The sequence below is a fragment of the Labrys neptuniae genome (assembly GCF_040797145.1).
GTDB lineage: Bacteria > Pseudomonadota > Alphaproteobacteria > Rhizobiales > Labraceae > Labrys > Labrys neptuniae.
The window spans coordinates 35,146-58,209 of record NZ_JBFNQD010000006.1 but is presented as its reverse complement, the minus strand read 5'-3'; the positions used below and the strand labels follow the sequence as shown (position 1 = coordinate 58,209).

Sequence of the window (23,064 nt, the reverse complement as noted above, 5' to 3'; positions counted from 1 at the left end):
GCCCGCCTGGAGAGGAACCGGATCATGCCGCATTTCGCCAAGGCTGCTTTTTTGGGGCTGGCGGCCGCTTGCCTGGCCGGAACGGCGCAGGCCTATACGGTCTATGTCTCCAACGAGAAGGGCAATTCGATCTCCGTGATCGATTCCGAGACCCAGACCGTCAAGCAGACCGTGCCGACCGGCCGTCGCCCGCGCGGCATCACCATCTCCAATGACGGAAAATCCCTCTATCTGTGTGCCAGCGACGACGACGGCGTCGAGGTGATCGACACGGCGACGATGAAGGTGGCCCGCACCTTGCAGTCGGGGCCCGATCCCGAACTCTTCATCCTGCACCCTTCCGGCAACCCCCTCTACATCGCCAATGAGGACGATGCCCAGGTGACGGTGGTCGACGTGCAGCAAAACAAGGTGCTGGCCACCGTGCCCGTCGGCGTCGAGCCGGAGGGCATGGGCATCAGCCCTGACGGCAAGATGCTGGTGAACACCTCCGAGACCACCAACATGGCCCATTTCATCGACACCACCAGCTTCCAGGTGATCGATAGCGTGCTGGTGGATTCACGCCCGCGCTTTGCCGAATTCAACAAGGACAATTCCAAGGTCTGGGTGAGCTCCGAGGTTGGCGGCACCGTCAGCGTGATCGAGCCGGCCACCCGCAAGATCCTCAAGAAGATCGAGTTCCAGGTCCCGGGCGTCACCGCCGAGACGATCCAGCCCGTTGGCGTGCGCGTCACCAAGGATGGCAAGACGGCCTTCGTGGCGCTCGGGCCCGCCAACCGCGTCGCGGTGATCAATGGCGAGACCCTGGAGGTCGAGAAATATCTGCTGGTGGGCCAGCGCGTCTGGCAGCTCGCCTTCACGCCGGACGAAAAATATCTCTACGCCACCAACGGCAATTCCAACGACGTCTCGGTGATCGATGTCGCCAGCCAGAAGGTGATCAAGACCATTCCGGTCGGCGAGGCCCCCTGGGGCGTGGTGGTTTCGCCGAACTGACGCGACACGACGATTCAATCAGCAAGATCTGGGGAGGAAGAACATGCGTATCGCGACTCTTGTCGGCGCCGTGGCGGTATTGGGCCTTGCTTGCAGCCCGGCCCTCGCGGAAAAAAACTCCAATCGCGTCGAGAGCAAGGGCACGCCGGCCAAAGCCTGGGCCCTGATCGGCGATTTCTGCGGTATCAAGACCTGGCATCCGGCCATCGCTTCCTGCGAGCTTTCGGAAAAGGACGGCGCCAAGATCCGCACACTCACCACCAAGGACGGCGCCAAATTCGTCGAAAAGCTGGTCAAATGGGACGACAAGGACACGTCCTACACCTATGCGATTCTCGAGAGCCCCCTGCCGATCGAGAATTACGTCTCCACCCTGAAGGTGGAAGAGGACGACGAACCGGGCAAGATCGCCATCACCTGGTCGTCCACCTTCGACCCCAAGGGCGTCTCGGGAGATGCTGCGCGCAAGGCTGTGGCAGATATCTATCTGGCCGGCCTGCTCCAGCTCAAGGCCAAGCTCAAGGGCAAGTGATGGTTGTGAAATACCGTTCATTTTGGGCCTGGCGAGCCGATCAGGTGCGGTGAAATGGTTACAGGATGGTGCTGCCCCTCACCCTTACCCTCTCCCCGCAAGCGGGGCGAGGGGACCTCGGCGTCGCGTTTTGTCCCGCAAGCTCAACGTCTCACGTTGATGCGCGGCGCTTGGCGCTCCCTCGCCCCGCTCTTGCGGGGAGAGGGTAAGGGTGAGGGGCAGCGCAAACCCCTGCCAGCAACTCTTCGTTCTGCCGTCCGCCGGGCCTGGTGTATCCTGCCGCATCCTCGGCGTGACAGGGATCGACCATGACGGTTCGTTCGGACAAGCCGGCGCTCTCGGTCTCGGCCGTCGGTCATCGTTTTGGCAAACGTGAAGCGTTGACCGACGTTTCGCTCGAGGTGCAGGCCGGGCGCTTCGTCGCCCTGCTGGGGCCGAACGGCGCAGGCAAGACGACCCTGTTCTCGATCGTGACGCGGCTCTATCAGAACCGTTCCGGCCGCGTCGAGGTCTATGGGCATGATCTCAATCTCACGCCGTCGCGGGCGCTTGCCGAGCTCGGCGTCGTCTTCCAGGCCCGCACGCTCGATGCCGACCTGACGGTACGCCAGAACCTTGCCTATCACGCGGCCTTGCACGGCCTCGGCGGGAAGGCGGTCCGCGAGCATATTCTTACGCTGCTGCGACGCGTGGGCCTTGCCGAGCGGGCCGACGAGAAGGTTCGCACGCTGTCCGGTGGCCAAGCCCGGCGCGTGGAGATCGCACGCGCGCTGGTGCACAGGCCCCGCCTCCTGCTCCTGGACGAGCCGACCGTCGGCCTCGACCTTGCAGCCCGGGCCGACATCGTCGCCACGGTGCGGCGCCTGGTCGATGAGGAGGGCATCGCAGTGCTGTGGGCCACCCATATCTTCGAGGAAATCGCCGACAACGACGACGTCTATGTCCTGCACCAGGGCCGCATCGTCGCCGAGGGCAAGGCGGCCATGCTCGCTGCCCGCAGCGGCGCCAGCCTGGCCGAGACCTTCCGCCGTCTGACTGACAGGGAGGCCGCCTGATGTCGGATACGGCACTCACCTCGCGGCTGAGCTTTTCGGGTTATCTGGTCTGCCTGGGCGGCATCGCGCATCGGGAGATGCTGCGTTTCGTCAACCAGAAGGAACGTTTCCTGTCGGCGCTGGTGCGCCCGCTGATCTGGCTCTTCATCTTCGCTGCCGGCTTTCGCAATGTGCTGGGGGTCTCGATCCAGCCGCCCTACGAGACCTATGTGCTCTACGAGACCTATGTCGTGCCGGGCCTGGCGGTGATGATCCAGCTCTTCTACGGCATGCAGTCCTCGCTTTCGATGGTCTATGACCGCGAGGTCGGCTCGATGCGGGTGCTGCTCACCAGCCCCTTCCCGCGCTGGTCTTTGCTGGCCGCCAAGCTGACGGCGAGCGTGCTGGTGTCGGTCCTGCAGGTCTATGTCTTCCTGGCGATCGCAGCCTGGTGGGATGTCGACGCGCCGGTGCAGGGCTATGTCCTGGCCCTGCCGGCGCTGGTGCTGACCGGCCTGATGCTCGGCTCGATCGGCCTCTTCCTGTCCTCGCTGATCCGCCAGCTCGAAAATTTCGCCAGCGTGATGAACTTCGTGATCTTCCCGATGTTCTTCGCCTCCTCGGCGCTCTACCCGCTCTGGCGCATCCGGGAGGCGAGCGAGGGTCTTTATCTGACCTGCCTCGCCAACCCGTTCACCCATGGGGTCGAGCTGGTGCGCTTTGCCCTTTATGGCCGGCTCGAGCCGGTCGCGCTTGCGGTGGTGGTGGGCACCACGGTGCTGTTCTTCGCCGCCGCGCTCATCGCCTATGACCCGTCCCGCGGCCTGATGGTGCGCCGCGGTGGCCCCAAAGGAGAAGCATCATGAGATCTGGCAGGCCCCCGAAATCTGGCAGGTCCGTGGTGCGGACCCTTCGGCCGGCCATCCTGGTGGTGATGCTGGCGGGTGGCGTGGATTGGGTTCACACCGTGCAGGCCCAGCAGCCCCAGCCCGATCCGGACTGGCCCTGCATCCAGCGCAAGGTCGGCACGCTGAGCGCCGGCGTGGTCTGGAGCGGGCCGGATATCGCGACGGCCGGCGACTGGACCAAGGATTTCGACACGGCGGCGATGGCCCAGAAGCTCGCCTCGCGCCGGACGCCGATCGAGGAGGTCGATGGTCTGCTCGACGGTTTCGTACAGCAGACCGGGGCGGAGAAGGACGCCCGCCTGACGCGCCTGTTCGCCGGTGTGCTCGAACTGGTCAATGAGGAGCGCGACAAGATCCTGGGCGGCATCGGCCGCTATGCGCGCGGCCAGAACAAGCTCGCCGATCGCATCCGCGACGAGAGCGACAAGATCGGTGCCGCCAAGGATTCCCCCAGCGCAGTGGGCAGCAAGGAAACGGATGATCTCGAAACCCAGCTCAAATGGGACAAGCGCATCTTCGAGGAGCGGGGCCGTTCGCTGACCTATGTCTGCGAGACGCCCGTCCTGCTGGAGCGCCGCCTGTTCGACATCGCCCGGCGCATCCAGCAGCGACTGTGAGAAAGATGACCCGCAGGCCGTTCGAAAGAAGCGCGCAGCGCGATATGAGATGGCAGCGCAGGCCCGGATAACTGGAACAGAGCCTTTTGAAGGAGGTTTGGAAGAGTACCCAGGGGCTTGGGGCACTTCACCCACTTCAAAGGAGAAGGCCAGTGATCAAGTCAGTCTGTGTCGCGGCGGCTCTCACATTGGGTCTGGCAACAAGTGCGATGGCAGCGCCCAACGCCGTGTGGACACGCGCCAGCCAGTGCAATGAATCACAGCTCAAACAGATGAAGAACAGCGTGGATTCGATTCGGGATCCGCTGCGACAGGAAGCGGCCCTGGAGGAATTGGACATGGCCGTGGCATTGCTGCAGGACAATGATCCTGATGGATGCATGATGCATCTCAGCAATGCCGCCGAATATGTTACGCCATGAAGTGGCGGGCGCTATCGTGGCGCCCGTTTCCTTTCAACGAGGCAAAGTTCTGCGCCTCATCCCTCGGCCGGAGTGAGGCCTCGATCGGCGACTCCTTCGCTCCTACTGGCGGCAAGGATGTTGATTTCAGCTTGATCCAGGAAGGGTGCGACGCGCTTTGGATGATGTCCATGCCCTCGGAGGCCGATGCCTCCACTCTCCACCCATCTCGCCATTGTGAAGACCGCTCGCCCGAAGATCCTATAGGCTACTGCCGGGTTGACAGGGGAGGGACGGGCGATGACCCGCATGACGGCCAAGGATTTTCCGCAGGAACTCCTCGAACTCTACGACTTCTATGCGCATGGCAAGATCTCCAAACGCGAGTTCCTCGATCGCGCCGGCAAGTTTGCCGTGGGTGGCCTGACGGCAGCGGCCATTCTTGCTTCTCTCAGCCCCAATTACGCCTATGCGCAGCAGGTGCAGTTCACCGATCCAGACATCGTGGCCGAGTACATCACTTTTTCCTCGCCCAAGGGGAATGGCGAGGTGCGCAGCTATTTCGTGCGCCCGGCCAAGGCGACGGGTCCCGTTCCCGGTGTGGTCGTCGTCCACGAGAACAGGGGCCTCAACCCCTATATCGAAGATGTGGCGCGGCGTGTCGCCAAAGCAGGGTTCGTCGCCCTCGCGCCCGATGGCTTGAGTTCGGTCGGTGGTTACCCCGGCAATGACGACAAGGGGCGGGACCTGCAGGCCAAGGTCGATCCCGAAAAGCTGATGAACGATTTCTTTGCGGCAACCGAGTTCCTGATGAAGCACAAGTCGGGGACCGGCAAGGTCGGCATGACCGGCTTTTGCTATGGCGGCGGCGTCGCCAATGCCACGGCCGTGGCCTATCCCGAGCTCGCGGCCGCCGTGCCCTTCTATGGGCGCCAGCCCAAGGCCGAGGACGTGGCGCGCATCAAGGCGCCGCTGCTGATCCATTATGCGGAACTCGATACCCGCATCAACGAGGGCTGGCCGGCTTATGAAGCTGCGCTCAAGGCCGGCGGCAAGACCTATGAGGCCCATATCTATCCCGGCGTGAACCACGGCTTCCACAACGATTCCACCCCGCGTTACGACGAGGCGGCGGCCAAGCTCGCCTGGGACCGGACAATCGCCTGGTTCGGGCGCTATCTGGCCTGAGGCACTCGGGCCCGATCCGGTTTTCAACGTGTCGCTGTGCGACCTGCCGTTTCCTGCCAAAGTGCAGGATGCGCCGGTTGCCTATGATGGCGGGACGGCCTCATCCGGGCGCTGACGGCTGCCATGTGGCGGCCGGCAAGTTAATCTGACATTTCACGATTTTTTTGCTACGGAATGAAAATTCCATAGAAGGGTGGTTGTCTTACTATTTGAACAGGCACGACCTATATACGACGGAATATGTTGGATGCTGGGTCCGGCATCGATATTTTGGCCGCCGTCCTGCCCAAGAGGCAGGCACCAGGATAGTGTAGGATATTGGGCGTTTTACGATGCGGAATCCGCCGAAGCCGGACCCCGAATTGCTGCGGACCTGTTATCTTTCCGGGCAGATGACCGAGGCTCAATGGCAGGAGCACGTCGCCAATGGCGATGTCGAGGAGCTTGCCGGCGCCGCGGACGACAGTGCCTCGATTTCGCCCCTGGAAGCCGCAATGATCCTCGGCAGGGAGGCCATGCAGTTGCGGGCCCGGCAATTCATGGACAAGCACCCGGAACTCTCGGTTACCGATCTCATGGTCGAGTTCGCTTTGCTCGAGGCGGAGCTGCTGATCGCGTCGAGAAACCGAGCGGCATAGCCAGGCGCCATCGAGGAGGGTCGACGGGCCGGCTTCGTCGATCAGATCCGCCGCACTGGGCGCGTCAGGATGTGCCGCTGCCGGTCTGCGGCCAGTCCTCTTCCGGAACATCCCAGATATCGCCATTCTCCACGCCGTCGATCCCGTATTTCGTCAGGTAGCTGCTGAGCAGGTCCCCGAAATCGTCGGCGCGCTTTTGCTGCTTGCCTTCCTCGATCAGGCCCGGAAGTAGCAGGGCCAGCGCGCCGACGCCGGCCGCGGCTAAGCCAAGGCCACCCGCGGCCAGGGCCGGGATCAAGCGCGCCACATTGGGCGCAAACAGGGCAAGGCCCCCCTCGACGGTGGAAGCCAGGCCGGCCATGGCGCCCAGCGAGCCGGAGGCGATGCTGATGCCGCCGCTGACCGTATCGCCCTTGCGGATCGATTGGACGCCGTCGAAAATCGCATAGGCGCCGGCGGCCATGCCGGCGATGCCGCCGGCTCCCTTCGCGGCGTTTTCGAGTTTCTTCAGGTTGGACTCCAGCTCCTTGTAGAATTTGGACTTGTCCTGCAGGGCCTGGCTTTCCGGAGAAACGTCTTCGAGAAGCGAGCCGACATGGTCGAGAAGGTCGCCGCTGAGCTTGCTCTTCACGTCCTTCAGATAATTCAGATAGGCCTTGGAGCCGCCTTCCGTGAGGATCGTCGCGGTCTGGATCGAACCGGTGGTGATGTCGGCGATCTGGCGGCTGCTGAGCCGGCCGGATCCGCTGGCCCCCTTGGCGATGGTGACGCCAGCCAGGAAGAGGCCGCTGACGCCATGCAGCACGCCTCTGTCGGAAGCCGCCTTGATCGACGAATCCGGGCTGAAGAGCTTGAGCTCGTTGATCGATTTCGCGCCCTGTCGCAACAGATCCCAGTCTCCCCTGAAGGAAGCCAGGATCTGGTCTGGCCTTGCGACCGTCCCGTCCTTGTTGATCAGGAATTCGGGATTATCCTTGCCGATCTGCTCGATGAGGCTCTTGACCTTGGCCTCGTCGAGCCGGTCGCCGCCATCGACGCCGAACGCCTTCTTCAGATCGTCGAAGGATGCCCCGTCGAAGGCCTTGTCCTGCGCGATCTTGGTGAAGTTCTCGTTCAGCTTGGCGTCGAACCTGCCGGTGAAGTCGGAATCGAGGGCGGCGTTGTAGAGCGCAACTTCCATGCTGAAGGCGCTGGCTGCCTTCTCGAACGAATTGTCCCTGATAAGGTCTTTCAGGCGATCGCCCGATGCCAGCGACTTCTCATAGAAATCCTGTAGCTCGCCATTATGCTTGGAACTCTTGACGGCGTCCTGGATTTCGGCGGCGTTCTTGAGCCCGAGGGCGCCCTGGAACAGCCGTGCGGTTTCAAAGAACTCGGCAAGAACCGCCTGCTGGTCGGCCTTGCCGTCCTTCGTCTTCGTGTCCCACAGGCTGTCGAGCGCCTTACCGGACTTGATCTCCTCGCCATAGGTCTTTTGCAGGGCGTCCTTGAGACCCTTGTTTTCGTCCAGCAGCTCGGTCATCTGCTTGGCGCTGTTCTCGTCCAGATATTTGACGACGTCCGGATCGTTTTCGAGCGTCTTGATGTGGTCGTTGACGTCCTGAAGCAGCTTCTGCGGATCGGGATGACTGCGCACGCGGTTGGCGATGCTGACGATGGAATAGTCGTCCTTCCACATGCCGGCCTTGGCGCCGTCGGTGATCAGCTTCTGCGCCTTCAGCAATTCCTGGAGGGCGGCCGCCTTTTCGGGTGTGCCGTATTTTTCGGGGTGCTCGAACAGGTCCTGGTTCAGCGTCTTGGTGTCGATGCCGGCGACGACATTGCCATCGGCGATCGTGGACATGAGAGCGATGGCCGAACCGGCATCCTTGGGCGCCTGCTTTTCCAGCCAGCTGGTTACGTCGTCCTTGCTCAGCTTGCCGTCGGCCTTGAGCCGTGTCGGGTCCTTCGCCGTCTCCAGCCGGTCGAAGGCGCCCGGCTGCGACCAGAAATTGAGCGCCTCCTTGAAGTCCCCGCTGATCTGCGGGTTCTTGCGCATGTAGTCCTTCAGCGCGTCGGCCGTCAAAGTCTCGCCCGAGCCGGTCTTGCCTTTGATCGCATCGTAATTCTCGGCGAGGATGGCGGTATATTTGGCGATCGTCTTGGAGGCTTCGTCGGCGCCGGGATTCTTTTCCAGGAAGTCCTTGTAGCTGGCGATGTCTTCGGGTTTTTCCACTGCCTGGAGAGCGGAGAAGCCATATTTGCCGAAATCCTGGAGCCGGCCGGCCTCCGTGCCATGCCTGGCTTCCCCGCTCTTGGTGAAGCCGTCGATGCTGGTGTTGGACACGTCGCTTCCCGACAGCGGCTTGCCATTCTCGTCATACATCGTGACGCGATCGAGAACCTGGCTGGCCCGGTAGGCGGCGTTGGCGTCATGCTCGAAATCGCCGACCCGTTCCTTCAGCATGTCCTTGACGCCGCTCTGGTTGCCCAGATTTTTGAGCAAGGGGGAATCGTCGATGATCTCCTGCGCCGAGCGCTTGTCGTCGGCCGGCAGTTCCCATTGGATGCCGATTTTCTCGGCCTGCTCGCGCGCCGCCTTGTCGTCATTGGCGGAAGCGACGTGCTGGAGTTCGCCTTTCAGGTTGGAGAAGCCATATTTGCCGAAGTCCTGCAGCCGGCCAGCCTCCGTGCCGTGGCGGGCGTCACCGCCCTTGGTGAAACCGTCGACGCGGCCATTGCCGATATCGCTGCCGGCGATCCGGTTGCCGTTCTCGTCGAGCTTCTCGACATGTTCGAGCACCTGGACTGCCCTGAACGCGGCGTCGGCATCCGTTTCGATATCGCCGCCGACCCTGTCTTCCAGCATGTCCTTGACGCCGCTCTGATTGCCCAGATCGCGCAGCAGCGGGGTGTCCTTGATGATCTCCTGAGCCGAGCGGTGATCGTTCTCCGGCCGATTCCAAAGTATACCTGCATCCTTGGCAGCTTTCTGGGCCTGATCCCATGCCTTGACAGCTGATGGGTCGATCGAGGCAGAGTTTATTTTTACGACAGGCGAACTATTATTAAATGAATTGATTTTCACCACGACGAACAAACCTTTCCTGTCTCAGGGACATTACAGTCCGATACGGTTAAGGTTGTCGGATGTAAGCGGCCCTTCATGAACTGCATGTGACAGGTCGGACAATATCGCGACCGCATGCGGCATTGGGCGACCGCTGGAATCAGCCGCGGGCCATGGCCGATTTTTCGATTTCAGGGGGGAGGGCGTTTCATGGCCGCGTGATTGCGAGCGCGCATTATCGCCTGTGACGCGTCAGCCGTCGGTGAGGCCACAAACGCCGTGTCGATCCCCCTCAGCGCCGGGCCTGCCAGCCCAGCCGGCTCTCGATGCGCCGGGCACTGGCCTTGACCAGGGCGATCAGGTCGGGGTCCTTCTGCTCGAGCTTCCTGTCCGGCACCACGATCGAGATCGTGGCGCGGCAGGCGCCTTGGTTGTCGCGGATCGGGGCGGCGATGCAGGCGACCGCGAAGTCGGAATCGCCGGCCTGGATGGAAAGGCCCTGCTCCAGGGCCTCGGCCGCTATCCTGGCCAGCACATTGTTGTCCGTCTCGGCCCGGCCCGTCGGCGAGGCGACCGCCGAGCGCGCGAAGATCTCGCGCCGCTCCGCTTCCGGCAGGTGGCCGACCAATATGCGGCCGGATGCCGTCCAGTTCAGAGGGCTGCGCGTGCCGACGCGCGAGGTCACCTGGAAATGGTCCTTGCCCTCTTCCATGGCCAGCACGACCATGTGGTCGCCGTCCCGCCCGCAGATCTGGATGGTCTCGCCCGAACTCTGGGCGAGCTCGTGCATCTCCTGCTCCGCCACGTTGAGGAGGTCGAGCGTGCGCGCATAGGTCAGGCCATAGTGATAGAGGCGGGGCCCGAGCCAGAGCAGGCCGCCATCCTGACGGTCGAGCATCTCCTTCTCCACCAGGTCGTCGACGATGACATAGATCGTCGACAGGGGGGCGCCGATGTCGCGCGCGATCTCATAGGCGGTGGCGGGACGCTCGACCTTCTGCAGATAGTCGAGAATCTGCAGGGCACGGTCGATGCCGCTGGTGCGCGAGCGGCGCCGGGTGGCACCGCCTTCGTTGGCGTCGTCACGCTCGAGGGCTGTCGTGGACATGGGATTCGGAGCTTTCCATCATGCATCATTCTATGCCGCGGTCGCGGCAATGAACAAGCAGGGCTCAGTCCGGCCATTGCAGAATGGCGGCCTCCTTGGCCAGCAGGCGATCCTCGAAGGGGGTGGCGATCGGCAGGTTGGACTTGCGGGCCTGTTCGAGTTCCTCGGCGAGGCGGGCCGCCACGATATCTTCCTCATCCGGGTGCAGGTTGCAGGGATCGAGGAAGAAGTAGCCGTGCTCGACCTCGTGATCGCGCACGATCACCGGGCGATCCCCAGCGGCCAGACGGTCGGCCAGGTCCCAGGCGGTGATGCGGGCCTCCTGCGGGTCGATGAAGACCTGGAGCCGATCGAGCGGATTGTTGGTCGGATCGGGGACGACCACCGCCTTCACGCCCTGCTTGCCGTCGAGAGCCGCCAGCCAGCAATCGAGGGCCTTGCGCTCGCGAGCGCGGATGCCGTCGTGATCGCGCGTCTTCCAGGCTTGCAGGGCGGCCAGCGTGCCGACGATGCCTTCCTTGCCCACCTTCATGCCGCGACCGATGCCGCGGTTCTGCAGATAGACGTTGCGCACCAGTTCCTTGGGGCCGGCCACGATGCCGGAGGTCGGGCCGCCGAGAAATTTGTGGCCGGAATAGAGGACGAGGTCGGCGCCATCGGCGAGGAAGCCTTGGAGGTCATATTCGGAGGCGGCATCGACGATGACGGGAATGCCGTGCTCATGGGCGACCTTGGCGAAGACCCTGAGCGGGATCTGCGCATAGTCGACGACGTGGTGGGAGACCACATAGACGGCGGCGGCGGTGCGATCGGTGATGGCGCCGGCCAGATGGTAGGCCGAGGCGCTGGTGGCCTGGCCGATCGGCACGACCTTGGCGCCGGTGAGGCGGATCGCCTGCTCGACAGGGGCGCCGTAGCTGACCATGTGGCCGGACTGGATGATCACCTCGTTCTTCAGGCCCGTCGCATCGGGCAGGCGTTCGATGGCGGCAAGATCGCTGCCGGTCATGGCGGCGGCGACGGCGAGGCTGATCGCGGCCGAGCATGAGGCGGTGATGAAGCCCGCCTCCGCGCCGGTCAGGTTGGCGATCACCGCGCTCGCCTTGCGATGCAGGTCGCCGAGTTCGACGAATTCGCTGAGGATCGCCGAGACCGCTTCCACGGCAGGCGGCACCACGATGGAGGCACCGAGCGAGGTCATGGTCCCGGATACGTTGATGACGGGCCTGAGGCCGAGGCGGCTGCGGATATCGTTGGTGGACATGGGAGGGTGCTCCGAAGGGCGATGAAGGATTGACGCCAATGCGTATTGGCATCGATTCTTTCTGGGACCGCTGGCTTCCAGCCGGCTCTTCTTCTCCATCCGGCGGGGTGTGTCCAAGAGCCGGCTGGAAGCCAGCGGTCCCAGGAAACGATAGGCTGCCGTCAGTCGATGGCCACGATGGCTTCGATCTCGACGGTGATCTGACCGGGCAGCGAGCCCTGGCCGACCGCCGAACGGGCATGAACGCCGCCGTCGCCGAAGACTTCGATGAACAGGTCCGAACAGCCATTGATCACGGCCGGATGCTGGGCGAAATCGGGCGCCGCATTGACCATGCCGAAGAGCTTGACCACCCGCCGTACCCGGGAGAGATCGCCGAGCGCGTCCTGCATGACGGCGATCAGGTTGATGCCGGTCAGGCGGGCGTGCTGATAGGCTTCCTCGACCGAGACTCCGGCACCAACCTTGCCGGTGTGCGAGCGGCCGTCGGCATGGTTCGGACCCTGGCCGGACAGGAACAGCAATTTGCCCTCCTGCACATGGGTGACGAAATTGGCGATGGGCGCGGGCGCAACGGGAAGCTTGATTCCGAGGGCTGCCAGCCGCTCATAGGGCGAGGCGTGCGGGCGTGGAACCGTCCCGGAAATGGTCATTGAAAAACACTCCAATTATGCAAATAGCCCGGTCTTCATGCGAAGAGCTCGGCTTGACGGATGCAGGCGACATAGTGGCCACCGCCGATAGGCTCGACCGGCGGTATGGTGGTCGAGCAGGCCGGCGCGGCGGCGGGGCAACGGGTCCGGAACACGCAGCCGGAGGGCGGCGCGATGGGGCTGGGAATGTCGCCCTGCAGCGGCACGCGCGTGCGCCGGCGGGTGGGGTCGGGCACCGGCGCAGTCGCCAGCAGCGCCTTGGTATAGGGGTGGCGCGGGGCGGCATAGACCTGCCGGCTCGGGCCCCGCTCCATGACGCGGCCGAGATACATCACCACCACCTCGTCGCACAGATACTCGACGACGGAGAGATCGTGGGCGATGAACAGCATGGTCAGGCTCAGCTTCTTCTTGAGATCGCCGAGCAGATTGAGGACCTGGGCTTGCACCGAGACGTCGAGGGCCGAGACGGGCTCATCGGCGACGATGAATTCGGGTTCGACCGCAATGGCCCTGGCGATGCCGATGCGCTGGCGCTGGCCTCCGGAGAATTCATGCGGAAAGCGCGTGGCATAGTCGGGCGACAGGCCGACCAGGCTGAGCAGTTCGGCGACGCGTTCGGCGCGCGCCTTGCCGCGCGGGTAGTCGCAGGTGTCGAGCGCCTCGCCGATGATGGCCGAGATGCGCATGCGCGGATTGAGGCTGGAGAAGGGATCCTGGAAGACGATCTGCAGCCGGCGTCGATAGGCCAGCATTTCCCTGGCGCTGAGGCCGAACAGGTTGACGCCGTCGAAGATCGCCTTGCCGGAGGTCGGCTCGACCAGGCGCAGCACGGAGCGCCCGGCGGTGGTCTTGCCCGAACCGGATTCGCCGACCAGGCCCACTGTGGCGCCGCGACGGACATCGAAGCTGACATCCTCGACGGCATGCACGATGCGCCCGTTGCGGGCCGGGAAATGCTTGGTGAGGTTCTGCACGCTGAGCAGCGGCGTGCCGGCCGCGGCCTGGGGGGAGGGGGCTGTCGTCATAGCTCGGCGCTCCGGATGCAACGCGAGAAGCTGGCCGCTCCCGTCGCGACCAGTTCGGGGACGGCGGCGCTGCAGGCCTCGAGCGCCAGGGAACAGCGCGGCCCGAAGGCGCAGCCGGGGGGTAAGGCCGTGATTGGCGGCACATTGCCGGGAATGGAATGCAGCGCCTGGCGCTCGCCGCTGGCATCGATGTCGCGTGCCGCGTCCGGGGTGCAGGCGAGCAGGCCCTTGGTATAGGGGTGGCGCTGATGGGCGAAGAGGTCGATGACGGGCGCCTGCTCGACCACCCGGCCGCCATACATCACCACCACATTATGGGCGATCTCGGCGACCACGCCGAGATTATGGGTGATGAATAGGATGGACATGCCGAATTCGGCCTGGAGCCGGCGCAGCAGATCGAGGATCTGCGCCTGGATTGTCACGTCGAGGGCGGTGGTCGGCTCGTCCGCGATCAGCAAGGACGGATTGCAGGAGAGGGCCATGGCGATCATCACGCGCTGGCGCATGCCGCCGGACATCTGGTGGGGGTAGTCGTCGAGGCGCGAGGCGGCATCGGGGATCTCGACATGCTTGAGCATGGCGAGCGCCCGGCGGCGGGCCTCCTGGCGGTTGACCGGCTCGTGCAAAGCGATCATCTCGCCGATCTGGTCGCCCACCGTGTAGAGCGGGTTGAGGCTGGTCATCGGCTCCTGGAAGATCATGGCGATCTCCCGGCCGCGCATGCGGCGGAACTGGCGGGGCGTGAAGCCGGCGAGGTCGTGCACGCCGCCCGCCCGGTCGCGGAACAGGATCTTGCCGCCGGCGATGATGCCGGGCCTGGAGAGCAGGCCCATGATCGACAGGCTGGTGACGGATTTGCCGGAACCGGATTCGCCCACCACGGCGAGCGTCTCGCCGCGCTTGAGGTCGAAGGTCACGCCATCCACCGCCTTGGCGGTGAAGCGCTTGTTGACGAACCAGGTGCGCAGGTCCTGGACGGAGAGGATGGCATCGGCCGCGATCGAGCCTGTCATGACTGCCACCCGCAATGAGGGCAGGCGTGCTTGCCGGTCGTCGGCGCCTGGGCCGGGACATAGCGCTCCGCGGCAATCACCTCGGCGCCCAGCACGACCTGGCGCGGCTCGAACACCCGGGTGAGCCGGCTGAGCGCGCCCTGCGAGTCCTTGACGGTGATGTCGGCGTCGACGACGTCGAACAGCGTGAATTCGGCCGGCCGGCCCTTGTCCAGCAACCCGTCCGCCTTGAGGCCGATGGCTCGGCGCGGCGCGGTGGTTACGGCGGCGACCACCTCCTCCAGCTTCATGCCGAGCGAGAGGAGCTTCGACATGGTGGTGGCCATGTCCCACACCGCCCCGTCGAGCGAGCGATTGTGCAGGTCGGTGGAGATGGTCCGGGGCGGCAGGCCACGCGCCAGGGCCGCCTTGGCGACGTCGAAGGAGAAGGAAGCGCCGCCATGGCCGACATCGAGCACGATGCCGCGCGCTGCCGCTTCTTCAGCCAGGCGATAGAGGTCCTCGTCCTCCAGGATCGAGCTGCCGGCCTTGCCGTTGAAGCAGTGGGTGACGATATCGCCTTCGGTCAGTAGGCCGAGGACGTCATCATAGAGCGGCGGCGGCTCGCCGACATGCACCATCAAGGGCAGCTTGAGGATGCGGCCGAGTTTCTTGGCGAGCTTGACGGGCGTGAGGTCCCAGCCGCCGGTGATGACATGGCTGGCGCGCACCTTCAGGCCGACGATGACGTCGCGGTTCTTCTCCACCGTGGCGATGATGCGCTCGAAATCGATGGAGCGGATGTCCAAGAGCTCGCTGACACGGTTGCAGGCGACCAGGCCGATCGAGCCGAGATTGAGGAAGGCGTAGACGTTCTCCCGTGCCGGCTCGATGATGAATTCGCGCAGGCCATGGAAATTGGCCTCTCCGGCCGAGCCGGCATCGACCATGGTGGTGACGCCTCGCGCGGCGCCGCATTGCTCGGGCCGGAGCGAGATGTCGGTGCCGCCATACCAGACATGAACGTGAAGGTCGGCCCAGCCCGGCGACAGGAAGCGCCCGCCGGCATCGAGGATACTGATATCGTCGCTGGCCGCGATCGAGGTCGCGACGTCGGCGATGCGGCCCTCACGGTCGACTAGGATGTCGAGGGGCGTGCCGGACGGGGCGGCGGTGAAGCCGATGGTCCTGGCACCCTTGATGAGCAGCGGCCGGTCGGCCTGAGGGAAACGGTTGCCGATCATGGCTCAGATATCCTTTGCCAGGCGCGGATCGAGGAGATCGCGCAGGCCGTCGCCGACCAGTTGCAGCGACAGCACGGTGACGACGATGGCGGCTCCGGGGAACCACATCAGCCAGCCCGCCTTGTCCATGAATTGACGCCCGACGCTGATCATGGTGCCCCAGGTCGGCGTGTCGGGCGAAATGCCGACGCCGAGGAAGGACAGCCCGGCTTCGGCGAGGATGGCATTGGCGAAGATGAAGGTGCCCTGCACCAGCAGCGGCGAGGTGACGTTGCGCAGGACATGGCGCAGCAGGATCTTCCAGGTCGGTACGCCCAGCGCACGAGCGGCCTCGACATAGGGCAGTTCCCGGATCACCAAAGTGGAGGCGCGCACCACGCGGGCGAGGCGCGGGGCATAGACGATGCCGAGCGCGATGATGACGTTGATGGCGGAGGCACCGAGGGCGGCGACCAGCGCGATCGCCAGCAGGATGTCGGGGAAGGCCATCATCGCGTCGATCACGCGCGAGAGGGGGGTATCGGCCTCGCGGAAGAAGCCCGCGGTCAGGCCGAGCGCGATGCCGATCAGCGAGGCCAGCACCACCACGGCAAGGCCGACGGACAGGGAGGTCTGGGCCGCATAGAGCATGCGGGTGAAGATGTCGCGGCCGAGATCATCGGTGCCGAACAGATGGAGGAGGCTCGGCCCCTTCAGGCGATTGGCGACCGAGAGCTTGGTCGGCGAAAAAGGCGCGATCAGCGGCGCGAGGATCGCGGCCAGGGCGATGACGGCGAGAACGGCAAGACCGATGAAGGAGGTCGGCCGTCTGATCAGGCGCGACAGCAGGCCGGGCGCCGCCTGGTAGGAAGAGGAGATGGCAGCCATTAGTAGCGCACCCTCGGATCGATGAGCAGATAGAGCATGTCGATGCAGAAATTGACGAGGACGTAGAGCCCGGCGATCACCAGCAGCGCACCCTGGATCACCGGGTAGTCGCGCCGGAGCACGGCCGAGACCACGAGATTGCCGATGCCCGGCACGCCGAACACGGTTTCGGTCACCACGGCGCCGGAGATCAGCAGGGCCGCAGTCAGGCCGATGACGGTGAGGATCGGGATCAGCGCGTTCTTGAAGGCATGCCTGATCACCACGCGCCATTCGCTCATGCCCTTGGAGCGGGCGGTGCGGACATAGTCGTCCGAGAGCACGTCGAGCATCGAGGCGCGGGTGAAACGGGTGATCAGGGCCGATGAGACCACGCCCAGCGCCACCGCCGGCAGCACCAGATGATTGAGGCGTTCGCCGAAGGACGCCCCGGGCCCGCCATAGCCGGAGGTGTCGAACCAACCGAGCTTCACCGCGAAGATCTGCATGAGGACGAGGCCGAGCCAGAAGCTCGGCACACTGGCGGCAAACATGGCGAGCGTGGTTGCGGCTTGGTCGAACAGCGAGCCGCGCCAGTAAGCCGAGAGGATGCCGACCGGCAGGGCGATGGCGCTGGCGATCAGGAGCGAGAACAGCGTGAGGAAGAAGGTCGGCTCGGCGCGGGCGGCGAGAGCCTGCGTCACCGGCTGGTTGAGGAAGATCGACTGGCCGAAATCACCCTGGACGAGACCGAGGACGTAATAGGCGAACTGGGTGATGATCGGGCCGTCCAGGCCGAGCTTGGTGCGCAAGGCAGCGATGTCGGCTTCGGACGCGTCGGGTCCCAGCATCATGGCGGCCGGATCGCCCGGCGTGACCCGGACGATGATGAACACGATCGTCACGACGAGGGCCATCACGATGATCATGCCGAGGAGGCGGTGGAGAATCGTGCGCAGCATCTGGGATCCTGGCGTTGTTCGAGGCCGGAGAGCGTGACGAGGCGATCTGAGCGGGATCGCGGGCACCGCCGGTGTCGGCTGGTGCCCGCTCTCAAGCCTCCCCGGGAGAGAAAAGGAGGCTATGTCAGCCCAGAGGCACTGGTCGTTCTTGGGGCCGCAGGGGGCCTTACTTGCCTTCCAGATAGGCGTTCCAGAAATAGGGCCAGGGGGCCGGCGTGACGCCCTTCAGGTTAGGGGCCTGGGCGGCGAGGGCATTGAAATTGCCGACCTTGTAGGCCGGAGCCTCGTCGTAGAAGGCTTTCTGGACGGCCGGCCACAAGGCCAGCCGCTTGGCGGGATCGGACTCGGCGTTGAAGGCGCCCAGTGCCTCGTGCTTCTTGTCCGAGACCCACCAGCCGGGTGAGGTGTCCGACATGAAGCCGGTCAGCGACGGCTCGGGCAGGAAGGGGCTGTGGGTGATGTAGATGTCCCACAATTTCGGGTCGGTGCGGTTCTTGGTCAGCGTCGCCCACTCGACCACGTCGAGTTCGACCTTGAAGCCGGCCGCCTTGAGATATTCGGCGGCGACCTGCGCCAGCTTGTAGTGGAACTCATATTGGCGGCTGGTCAGGATGCGCAGAGGCTTGGAGCCGTCATAGCCCGCCTCCTTCAGCAAGGCGGTGGCGGCTTCGACGTCACCCTCCGGCTTGTAGGGCTGCGTTCCCTCTTCGGTGTGCCACTGATAGTCCTTGGGATAGAGGGCGCCGTCGACCGAGAAGAATTCCTCCGAGCCGAAGGCGGCCAGCATCATGTCCTGCGGGGAGAGCGCCGCCTGGATCGCCTTGCGGATGCGGATGTCGGAGGCAAGGCCCTCCTTGTTGTTCATGAAGAGGACAGGCCAGCCGAAGGGCTTCAGCAGGACAGGGGCGGTCTTGCCCTTGGAGATCTTGTCGAAGGCCTCGACGGGCAGGGAGTCGACATAGGCGAACTGGCCTGATGCGGCACCCTCGACGCGGGTATTGGGATCGGGCACCGGCACGAAGCGGATCTCGTCGAGATATTGCTTGCGCGCGCCGCCATAGCCGTTGGGCTCGCCCGGGCGGGACGCATACTCGTCGAAGCGCGCGAGCTGGATGAACTGGTCGGGCTTGCGCTCCTTGAGCTTGTAGGGCCCGGTGCCGATGAAGCTCGTCAGGGGATCCTGCCCGGCATTCTTGGCCGGAATGATGATCGCCGCCGCATTGTTGAAGGCAAGCAAAGCGAGCAGTGGTGCGTAGGGCTTCTTGAGCGTGATCTTGACGGTATGATCGTCGGTCGCGTCGATGGCGGCGATCATCTCGGCCGTCTGCTTGCCGCGCGTGGCGATCTTCGTCCACCGTTGCAGCGAGGCGACGACATCGGCGGCGGTCATCACCGAGCCGTCATGGAACTTGATGCCGGTGCGCAGGGGGATGGTGTAGGTCAGCCCGTCGGCCGAGATCTTCGGCATTTCCGCAGCGAGCAGCGGAGTGACGCCCCAATCCTTGTCGAAGGTAAAGAGCGTTTCGAAAATGTGCTGGGAAACGATGCCGACGAGGTCGGCGGTCGAAGCCATCGGGTCGAGCGTGGGGGGCTCACCGACGGTAGCAACGTCGATGACGCCGCCCTTGGTGGGTTCGGCCCATGCCGGACCGGCGGCCGGAAGCAATGTCAGTGCAAGCAGGGCAGTCAGTCGGGCCAAGCGTCCCATAGTGCATCCCCTTGTTACATTACTATGTAATCTATAACTTATTTATGTATCACTATGCCCTCGATACCGGGTTTGGTCAAGCCGGTTCGTTTAGCGAGCCTCTGCAGGGGGCGATTCAGGCATTGGCCAAGCGATGGAGCACAATGTCGGCGCTGCGGTCGGAATTGAGGATGATGGCGTCCTCCAGGCAGCGAACGCTGAACAGCCAGGGCAGTTCCCATGGCGCCGCCCGCCAGGCGTCATGCGTCTCCCGGCTGGCCGGATGGGCGAGGAAGAGATCGCGATCGCAGGGCTCCAGACCGAGATCGAGCGTCCCGAAAGGCGAGGACAGGCGCAGGCCCGGGCCGTCGGCATGGTGATGGAAACGGGCCTCCAGCCCGCTCGACTCGTCGCGATAGCGCCCCGCCGGCAGGACGCTCCGGTCCGGCGGAACGGTGTCGACAAGCCTGAACCGGCGGCGGCGGCCGAACTTTTCGGTCTCGATGCTGCCGTCCGCCTGGATCAGGAGATCGTAGGGGGCCAGCCCCGTCCGGGGCCGAAAGCGGCCCTGCGCCACCTCCTCGAGTTCCGACGCCCCCATGCTGGAGACCAGGCTGGGCGTGCCGTCCTCGCTGGCGATACGGATGAGGGCGCTGGTGCCGCCTTCCCGATAGGTGCCCGCGCGCTCGTTGAGCAGCGCGATCGCCGAGGGCGACAGAGGCGGCCCGGCCTCCAGGCCGAGAACGATGTCGGCGATGCGCCGGGTCAGGGCGTAGGGCGAGAAATCGTCGTGATTGGCGAGGAGGACGATGCCGAGGTCCCGTTCGGGAATGCGGATCGCTTCCGAGCGCGAGCCGGCGATCCAGCCGCTATGGCCGACGCAGCGCAGGCCGTGGTGCCGGCTGGTGACGAGGCCGAGGCCATAGGGGGAGGCGATGCCGTTGATCAGTGCGCCGGGAGCCTCCATGCGGGCGATCATCGTGGTGTCGCCGACCTTGGGTCGGCGTAGATTGGCCTGCCAGGCCAGCATGTCCTGAAGCGTCGAGACCAGCCCGCCCTCGCCGCCGATGGCGATGCCCCAGGCCGCCTTGAGCCAGCATCCGCCGGGGCCGCGGCGGTGATGGGTGGCGAGGCGCGGATAGATCTCGTCGTCGCGGGCCATCAGCCTGGTGTCGTGCATGCCGAGGGGGCCGGTGATGCGCTCGCGCAGGAGATCGTCGAAGGAGAGGCCCGAGACCTGTTCGAGGATTTCCGACAGCAGCAGGAAATTGGAGTTGGAGTAGAGGAGGTCCGTATCGGGCGGGAAGTTGAGGCCCTTCTGGCGGGCGACGATGGCGCGTGCGGTGGCGCGCGAGGACGGGGCCAGGATCGGAATGCCGGCCAGGATCATGGTGTCGAGAATGTCGCGCAGGCCGCTGGTGTTGGCCGCCAGGTGCCTCAAGGTGATCGGCTGGTCATAGGCCGGCAGCCAGGGGCAATGATCGCGCACGTCGTCGCCGAGCGAGAGCTTGCCTTCCGCTTCCAGCATCAGGGCCAGCAGCACGGTGAACTGCTTGCTCTGGGACGCGATGCGCACGACCGAGGTCCGCGACAGCTCGATGCCATGGGCAAGGTCGGCCATGCCGGCGCCGCGCTGGTAGACGACGTCGTCCCCGAGCGTCACCGCGACCACGAAGCCCGGCGAGGTTTTGCTGGCGAAGGGTGCGAAGAGAGCGTCGATCTCGGCGATGGCGGTCGAAGCGAGGGCTGGGGTGGTCATGGCATGTGACTTTCGAAAAATCGGGAGTATCAGAAATTCCGTGTGCGGGCGGGCTGTTGAACACTACGTCGCATGGCCTTTCTGGGGTGGTGCCGCCCCTCACCCTTACTCTCTCCCCGTAAGGACGGGGCGAGGGGGCAGAGGCGTCGTGATCGCTTCTCAACCCTTTCATCTCGCCCCCCGGTCGGGCCAGATAGTGCGTGTTCAGTGTGAGGCGCTCGGTCGAAGTCCCCCTCGCCCCGTCCTTACGGGGAGAGGGTAATGGTGAGGGGCAGCGCAACCGAGACGACAGGACGCGAGCGACCCCGCGACGATCATTGCTCGAGATAGACGTTCCAGAAGGCCGGCCAGGGCGAAGGCTCGAACCCCTTGAGCTTGGGAGACTTGGCCGAGAGGGCGCTGAAGTCACCGATCTTGACGATCGGGGCCTCCGCCATGATCAGTTCCTGCACGCGCTGCCAGTGCTTGACCCGCTCGGCCGGATCTGAGGTTGCGTTGAGGGCATCGACTGCCGCCCGGCTGTCGGGCGTGTCCCACCAGCCGACGGAGGCCGGCGCCAGGATGTTGATCAAAGCGGGTTCGGGCAGGAAGGGACTATGGGTGATGAAGATATCCCATGAGGCCGGATTCTGGATCTGCTGCACCAATGTTGCCCAGTCGACGACATCCATCTTCACCTTGAAGCCGGCGAGCTTGAGATATTCGGCGGCGACCTGCGCCATCTTGTAGTGGAACTCGTATTGGCGGCTGGTGAGGATGCGCAGCGGTACCTCCTCGCCGAGACCCGCCTTCTTGAGCTCGGCCTTGGCCTTTTCGGCGTCGGCGACATCATAATTGCCTTCGACGCCCGCATCCGTGCGCCAGGGATAGCCTTCCGGATACATGGCGCCGTCGACGGCATAGAATTTGGTGTCGCCGAAGGCGGCCGCCAGCATGTCGCTCTCGCTGAGCGCGAACTGCACCGCCTTGCGCACACGCATGTCGGCAAGGACGCCCTGCTTGGCGTTCATGCGGATCATCGGCCAGCCGAAATGTTCGAGCAGCACCGGCTCCGACTTGCCGGCCTTGATCTTGTCGAACTGTTCGACGGGCAGCGAATCCGCATAGGCGAACTGGCCGGAGACCGCGCCCTCGATCCGGGTATTGGGATCGGGAACCGGCACGAAGCGGATCTCGTCGAGATATTGCTTGCGCGCCCCGCCATAGCCATCAGGCTCGCCGTCCCGCGAGCGATAGCCCTCGAAGCGCACGAGTTGGATATATTGATCGGGCTTGCGCTCCTTGAGCTTGTAGGGGCCGGTACCGATGACCTGCCTGAGCGGCACGTCCTGGTCCTCGGACGGCAGGATCACCGCGGCCGAATTGTTGAAGGCAAGCAAAGCGGGAAGCGGCGAATAGGGTTGCTTGAGCGTGATGCGTACCGTCAGGGCATCGGTGGCCGCGATATCGGTGATCAGCGGAGCGACCTGCTGGCCGCGGGAGGCGACGGTCAGCCAGCGCTTGAGGGAAGCAACGACATCAGCCGAATCCATCGCGCTGCCATCGTGGAAGGTGATGCCCTGGCGCAGCTTGATCTCATAGATCTTGCCGTCGGGGCTGACCGTGGGCAGCGCCTCGGCCAGCAGTGGCGTGACGTTCCAGTTGTGGTCGAAGGTGAACAGGGTCTCGAAAATGTGCTGGCCGACCATGCCGACGATGTCGGTGGCGCTCGCCATCGGGTCGAGCGTCGGCGGTTCGCCGATGGTGGCGACATCGATGACACCGCCTTTCTCCGGTCCCGCCGCCGCCGGGCCGATTGCCGGCAGTAACAGCGCAGCAAGGACCGCGGTCAAACTGAGAGCACGCCTCATGGATTCTCCCCAAAATTCATTATAATGGAATATATATCTTATTTAGGGACTATGGTCGCATCCCCTTTCGGTGTCGTCAAGATGGTACCGGCTGCTTGCCGTCGGAACGCATTTTGCGATGTGGCGCGATGTGAGAGCTGGTCCCGAAGGGGATAGCGGGCTTGCGCAACCTTGTGAGTAAACAGCTTGGGCGAACAAGAATCGGAAGGATTTGGCCAAGCACGACGTTAGGGTAGGGCAGCGTTTCCGCCCAAACGCGCTTTGGTCTAGTCTGAACGCCGGACGACGTCCGGTTGGACAGG

20 protein-coding genes are annotated in these 23,064 nt (G+C 64.4%); 8 read left to right on the top strand and 12 right to left on the bottom strand.

The features are described 5' to 3' along the window. Positions 1-24 precede the first annotated feature (24 nt). The 8 genes from ABXS05_RS18230 (at position 25) to ABXS05_RS18195 (ending at position 6,317) form a co-directional block, all read left to right on the top strand. Positions 25-999 carry a YVTN family beta-propeller repeat protein gene (locus ABXS05_RS18230; RefSeq protein WP_311940551.1) on the top strand — a complete coding sequence of 325 codons (975 nt, stop codon included), beginning with the start codon at positions 25-27 and terminating at the stop codon, positions 997-999. A gap of 43 nt (positions 1,000-1,042) precedes the next feature. After that, positions 1,043-1,531: an SRPBCC family protein gene (locus tag ABXS05_RS18225; protein ID WP_149250621.1), complete on the top strand. Its 489-nt coding sequence runs from the start codon at positions 1,043-1,045 to the stop codon at positions 1,529-1,531. Between the two features lie 308 nt (positions 1,532-1,839). Next, positions 1,840-2,586, top strand: a complete 747-nt coding sequence (locus ABXS05_RS18220; protein ID WP_311940555.1) for an ABC transporter ATP-binding protein — start codon at positions 1,840-1,842, stop codon at positions 2,584-2,586. After that, complete coding sequence (locus tag ABXS05_RS18215; protein WP_149250623.1) at positions 2,586-3,431, top strand: ABC transporter permease; 846 nt, start codon at positions 2,586-2,588, stop codon at positions 3,429-3,431. Before ABXS05_RS18220 ends, ABXS05_RS18215 begins: the two co-directional genes overlap by 1 nt. Then, complete coding sequence (locus ABXS05_RS18210; protein WP_376717730.1) at positions 3,428-4,090, top strand: hypothetical protein; 663 nt, start codon at positions 3,428-3,430, stop codon at positions 4,088-4,090. Before ABXS05_RS18215 ends, ABXS05_RS18210 begins: the two co-directional genes overlap by 4 nt. 152 nt (positions 4,091-4,242) lie before the next feature. Beyond that, on the top strand, positions 4,243-4,512 hold the full coding sequence (locus ABXS05_RS18205; RefSeq protein WP_149250624.1) for a hypothetical protein: 270 nt from the start codon (positions 4,243-4,245) through the stop codon (positions 4,510-4,512). Positions 4,513-4,791: 279 nt separating this feature from the next. After that, a complete protein-coding gene (gene yghX, locus ABXS05_RS18200) occupies positions 4,792-5,679 on the top strand; it encodes a YghX family hydrolase (RefSeq protein ID WP_311940557.1) in 888 nt (295 codons plus the stop codon). 332 nt (positions 5,680-6,011) lie between these two features. After that, on the top strand, positions 6,012-6,317 hold the full coding sequence (locus tag ABXS05_RS18195; RefSeq protein WP_311940558.1) for a hypothetical protein: 306 nt from the start codon (positions 6,012-6,014) through the stop codon (positions 6,315-6,317). A 64-nt stretch (positions 6,318-6,381) separates the two neighbouring features. On the opposite strand, the gene ABXS05_RS18190 is transcribed toward ABXS05_RS18195, so the two are convergent. The 12 genes from ABXS05_RS18190 to ABXS05_RS18135 all read right to left on the bottom strand — a co-directional run bounded on the left by ABXS05_RS18190 (position 6,382) and on the right by ABXS05_RS18135 (position 22,762). After that, positions 6,382-9,165, bottom strand: a complete 2,784-nt coding sequence (locus ABXS05_RS18190; protein ID WP_367624926.1) for a type III effector HrpK domain-containing protein — start codon at positions 9,163-9,165, stop codon at positions 6,382-6,384. Positions 9,166-9,658: 493 nt separating this feature from the next. Then, on the bottom strand, positions 9,659-10,474 hold the full coding sequence (locus tag ABXS05_RS18185) for an IclR family transcriptional regulator (RefSeq protein ID WP_367624925.1): 816 nt from the start codon (positions 10,472-10,474) through the stop codon (positions 9,659-9,661). 64 nt (positions 10,475-10,538) lie between these two features. Next, positions 10,539-11,738, bottom strand: coding sequence for an aminotransferase class V-fold PLP-dependent enzyme (locus ABXS05_RS18180; protein WP_367624924.1), 1,200 nt, complete (start codon positions 11,736-11,738; stop codon positions 10,539-10,541). A gap of 161 nt (positions 11,739-11,899) precedes the next feature. Then, on the bottom strand, positions 11,900-12,391 hold the full coding sequence (locus tag ABXS05_RS18175; RefSeq protein ID WP_367624923.1) for a RidA family protein: 492 nt from the start codon (positions 12,389-12,391) through the stop codon (positions 11,900-11,902). Between the two features lie 35 nt (positions 12,392-12,426). Next, a complete protein-coding gene (locus ABXS05_RS18170) occupies positions 12,427-13,419 on the bottom strand; it encodes an ABC transporter ATP-binding protein (RefSeq protein ID WP_367624922.1) in 993 nt (330 codons plus the stop codon). Beyond that, positions 13,416-14,423, bottom strand: a complete 1,008-nt coding sequence (locus tag ABXS05_RS18165) for an ABC transporter ATP-binding protein (RefSeq protein ID WP_376717734.1) — start codon at positions 14,421-14,423, stop codon at positions 13,416-13,418. The genes ABXS05_RS18170 and ABXS05_RS18165 overlap by 4 nt, the downstream gene beginning before the upstream one ends. Positions 14,424-14,431: 8 nt before the next feature. Beyond that, positions 14,432-15,658: an amidohydrolase/deacetylase family metallohydrolase gene (locus tag ABXS05_RS18160; protein WP_367624921.1), complete on the bottom strand. Its 1,227-nt coding sequence runs from the start codon at positions 15,656-15,658 to the stop codon at positions 14,432-14,434. 3 nt (positions 15,659-15,661) lie between these two features. Further along, positions 15,662-16,525: an ABC transporter permease gene (locus tag ABXS05_RS18155; protein ID WP_311940572.1), complete on the bottom strand. Its 864-nt coding sequence runs from the start codon at positions 16,523-16,525 to the stop codon at positions 15,662-15,664. Continuing rightward, complete coding sequence (locus tag ABXS05_RS18150) at positions 16,525-17,466, bottom strand: ABC transporter permease (RefSeq protein WP_149250634.1); 942 nt, start codon at positions 17,464-17,466, stop codon at positions 16,525-16,527. Before ABXS05_RS18150 ends, ABXS05_RS18155 begins: the two co-directional genes overlap by 1 nt. A 166-nt stretch (positions 17,467-17,632) precedes the next feature. Beyond that, positions 17,633-19,165 (bottom strand): ABC transporter substrate-binding protein, encoded by a 1,533-nt coding sequence (locus ABXS05_RS18145; RefSeq protein WP_437178679.1) that lies wholly within the window; start codon positions 19,163-19,165, stop codon positions 17,633-17,635. 124 nt (positions 19,166-19,289) lie between these two features. Next, positions 19,290-20,912 carry a serine hydrolase domain-containing protein gene (locus ABXS05_RS18140; RefSeq protein ID WP_367624919.1) on the bottom strand — a complete coding sequence of 541 codons (1,623 nt, stop codon included), beginning with the start codon at positions 20,910-20,912 and terminating at the stop codon, positions 19,290-19,292. A 314-nt stretch (positions 20,913-21,226) separates the two neighbouring features. Further along, the gene (locus tag ABXS05_RS18135; RefSeq protein WP_367624918.1) at positions 21,227-22,762 is read right to left on the bottom strand and encodes an ABC transporter substrate-binding protein; all 1,536 of its coding nucleotides are present in this window, start codon (positions 22,760-22,762) and stop codon (positions 21,227-21,229) included. Positions 22,763-23,064 lie beyond the last annotated feature (302 nt).

Excerpts from the sequence above, each read along its gene's own strand:
- ABXS05_RS18230 (WP_311940551.1), top strand. The coding sequence starts at position 25 with ATGCCGCATTTCGCCAAGGCTGCTTTTTTGGGGCTGGCGGCCGCTTGC.
- ABXS05_RS18225 (WP_149250621.1), top strand. The coding sequence starts at position 1,043 with ATGCGTATCGCGACTCTTGTCGGCGCCGTGGCGGTATTGGGCCTTGCT.
- ABXS05_RS18220 (WP_311940555.1), top strand. The coding sequence starts at position 1,840 with ATGACGGTTCGTTCGGACAAGCCGGCGCTCTCGGTCTCGGCCGTCGGT.
- ABXS05_RS18215 (WP_149250623.1), top strand. The coding sequence starts at position 2,586 with ATGTCGGATACGGCACTCACCTCGCGGCTGAGCTTTTCGGGTTATCTG.
- ABXS05_RS18210 (WP_376717730.1), top strand. The coding sequence starts at position 3,428 with ATGAGATCTGGCAGGCCCCCGAAATCTGGCAGGTCCGTGGTGCGGACC.
- yghX (WP_311940557.1), top strand. The coding sequence starts at position 4,792 with ATGACCCGCATGACGGCCAAGGATTTTCCGCAGGAACTCCTCGAACTC.
- ABXS05_RS18195 (WP_311940558.1), top strand. The coding sequence starts at position 6,012 with ATGCGGAATCCGCCGAAGCCGGACCCCGAATTGCTGCGGACCTGTTAT.
- ABXS05_RS18190 (WP_367624926.1), bottom strand. The coding sequence starts at position 9,165 with ATGCTGGAAGACAGGGTCGGCGGCGATATCGAAACGGATGCCGACGCC.
- ABXS05_RS18185 (WP_367624925.1), bottom strand. The coding sequence starts at position 10,474 with ATGTCCACGACAGCCCTCGAGCGTGACGACGCCAACGAAGGCGGTGCC.
- ABXS05_RS18180 (WP_367624924.1), bottom strand. The coding sequence starts at position 11,738 with ATGTCCACCAACGATATCCGCAGCCGCCTCGGCCTCAGGCCCGTCATC.
- ABXS05_RS18175 (WP_367624923.1), bottom strand. The coding sequence starts at position 12,391 with ATGACCATTTCCGGGACGGTTCCACGCCCGCACGCCTCGCCCTATGAG.
- ABXS05_RS18170 (WP_367624922.1), bottom strand. The coding sequence starts at position 13,419 with ATGACGACAGCCCCCTCCCCCCAGGCCGCGGCCGGCACGCCGCTGCTC.
- ABXS05_RS18160 (WP_367624921.1), bottom strand. The coding sequence starts at position 15,658 with ATGATCGGCAACCGTTTCCCTCAGGCCGACCGGCCGCTGCTCATCAAG.
- ABXS05_RS18155 (WP_311940572.1), bottom strand. The coding sequence starts at position 16,525 with ATGGCTGCCATCTCCTCTTCCTACCAGGCGGCGCCCGGCCTGCTGTCG.
- ABXS05_RS18150 (WP_149250634.1), bottom strand. The coding sequence starts at position 17,466 with ATGCTGCGCACGATTCTCCACCGCCTCCTCGGCATGATCATCGTGATG.
- ABXS05_RS18140 (WP_367624919.1), bottom strand. The coding sequence starts at position 20,912 with ATGACCACCCCAGCCCTCGCTTCGACCGCCATCGCCGAGATCGACGCT.
- ABXS05_RS18135 (WP_367624918.1), bottom strand. The coding sequence starts at position 22,762 with ATGAGGCGTGCTCTCAGTTTGACCGCGGTCCTTGCTGCGCTGTTACTG.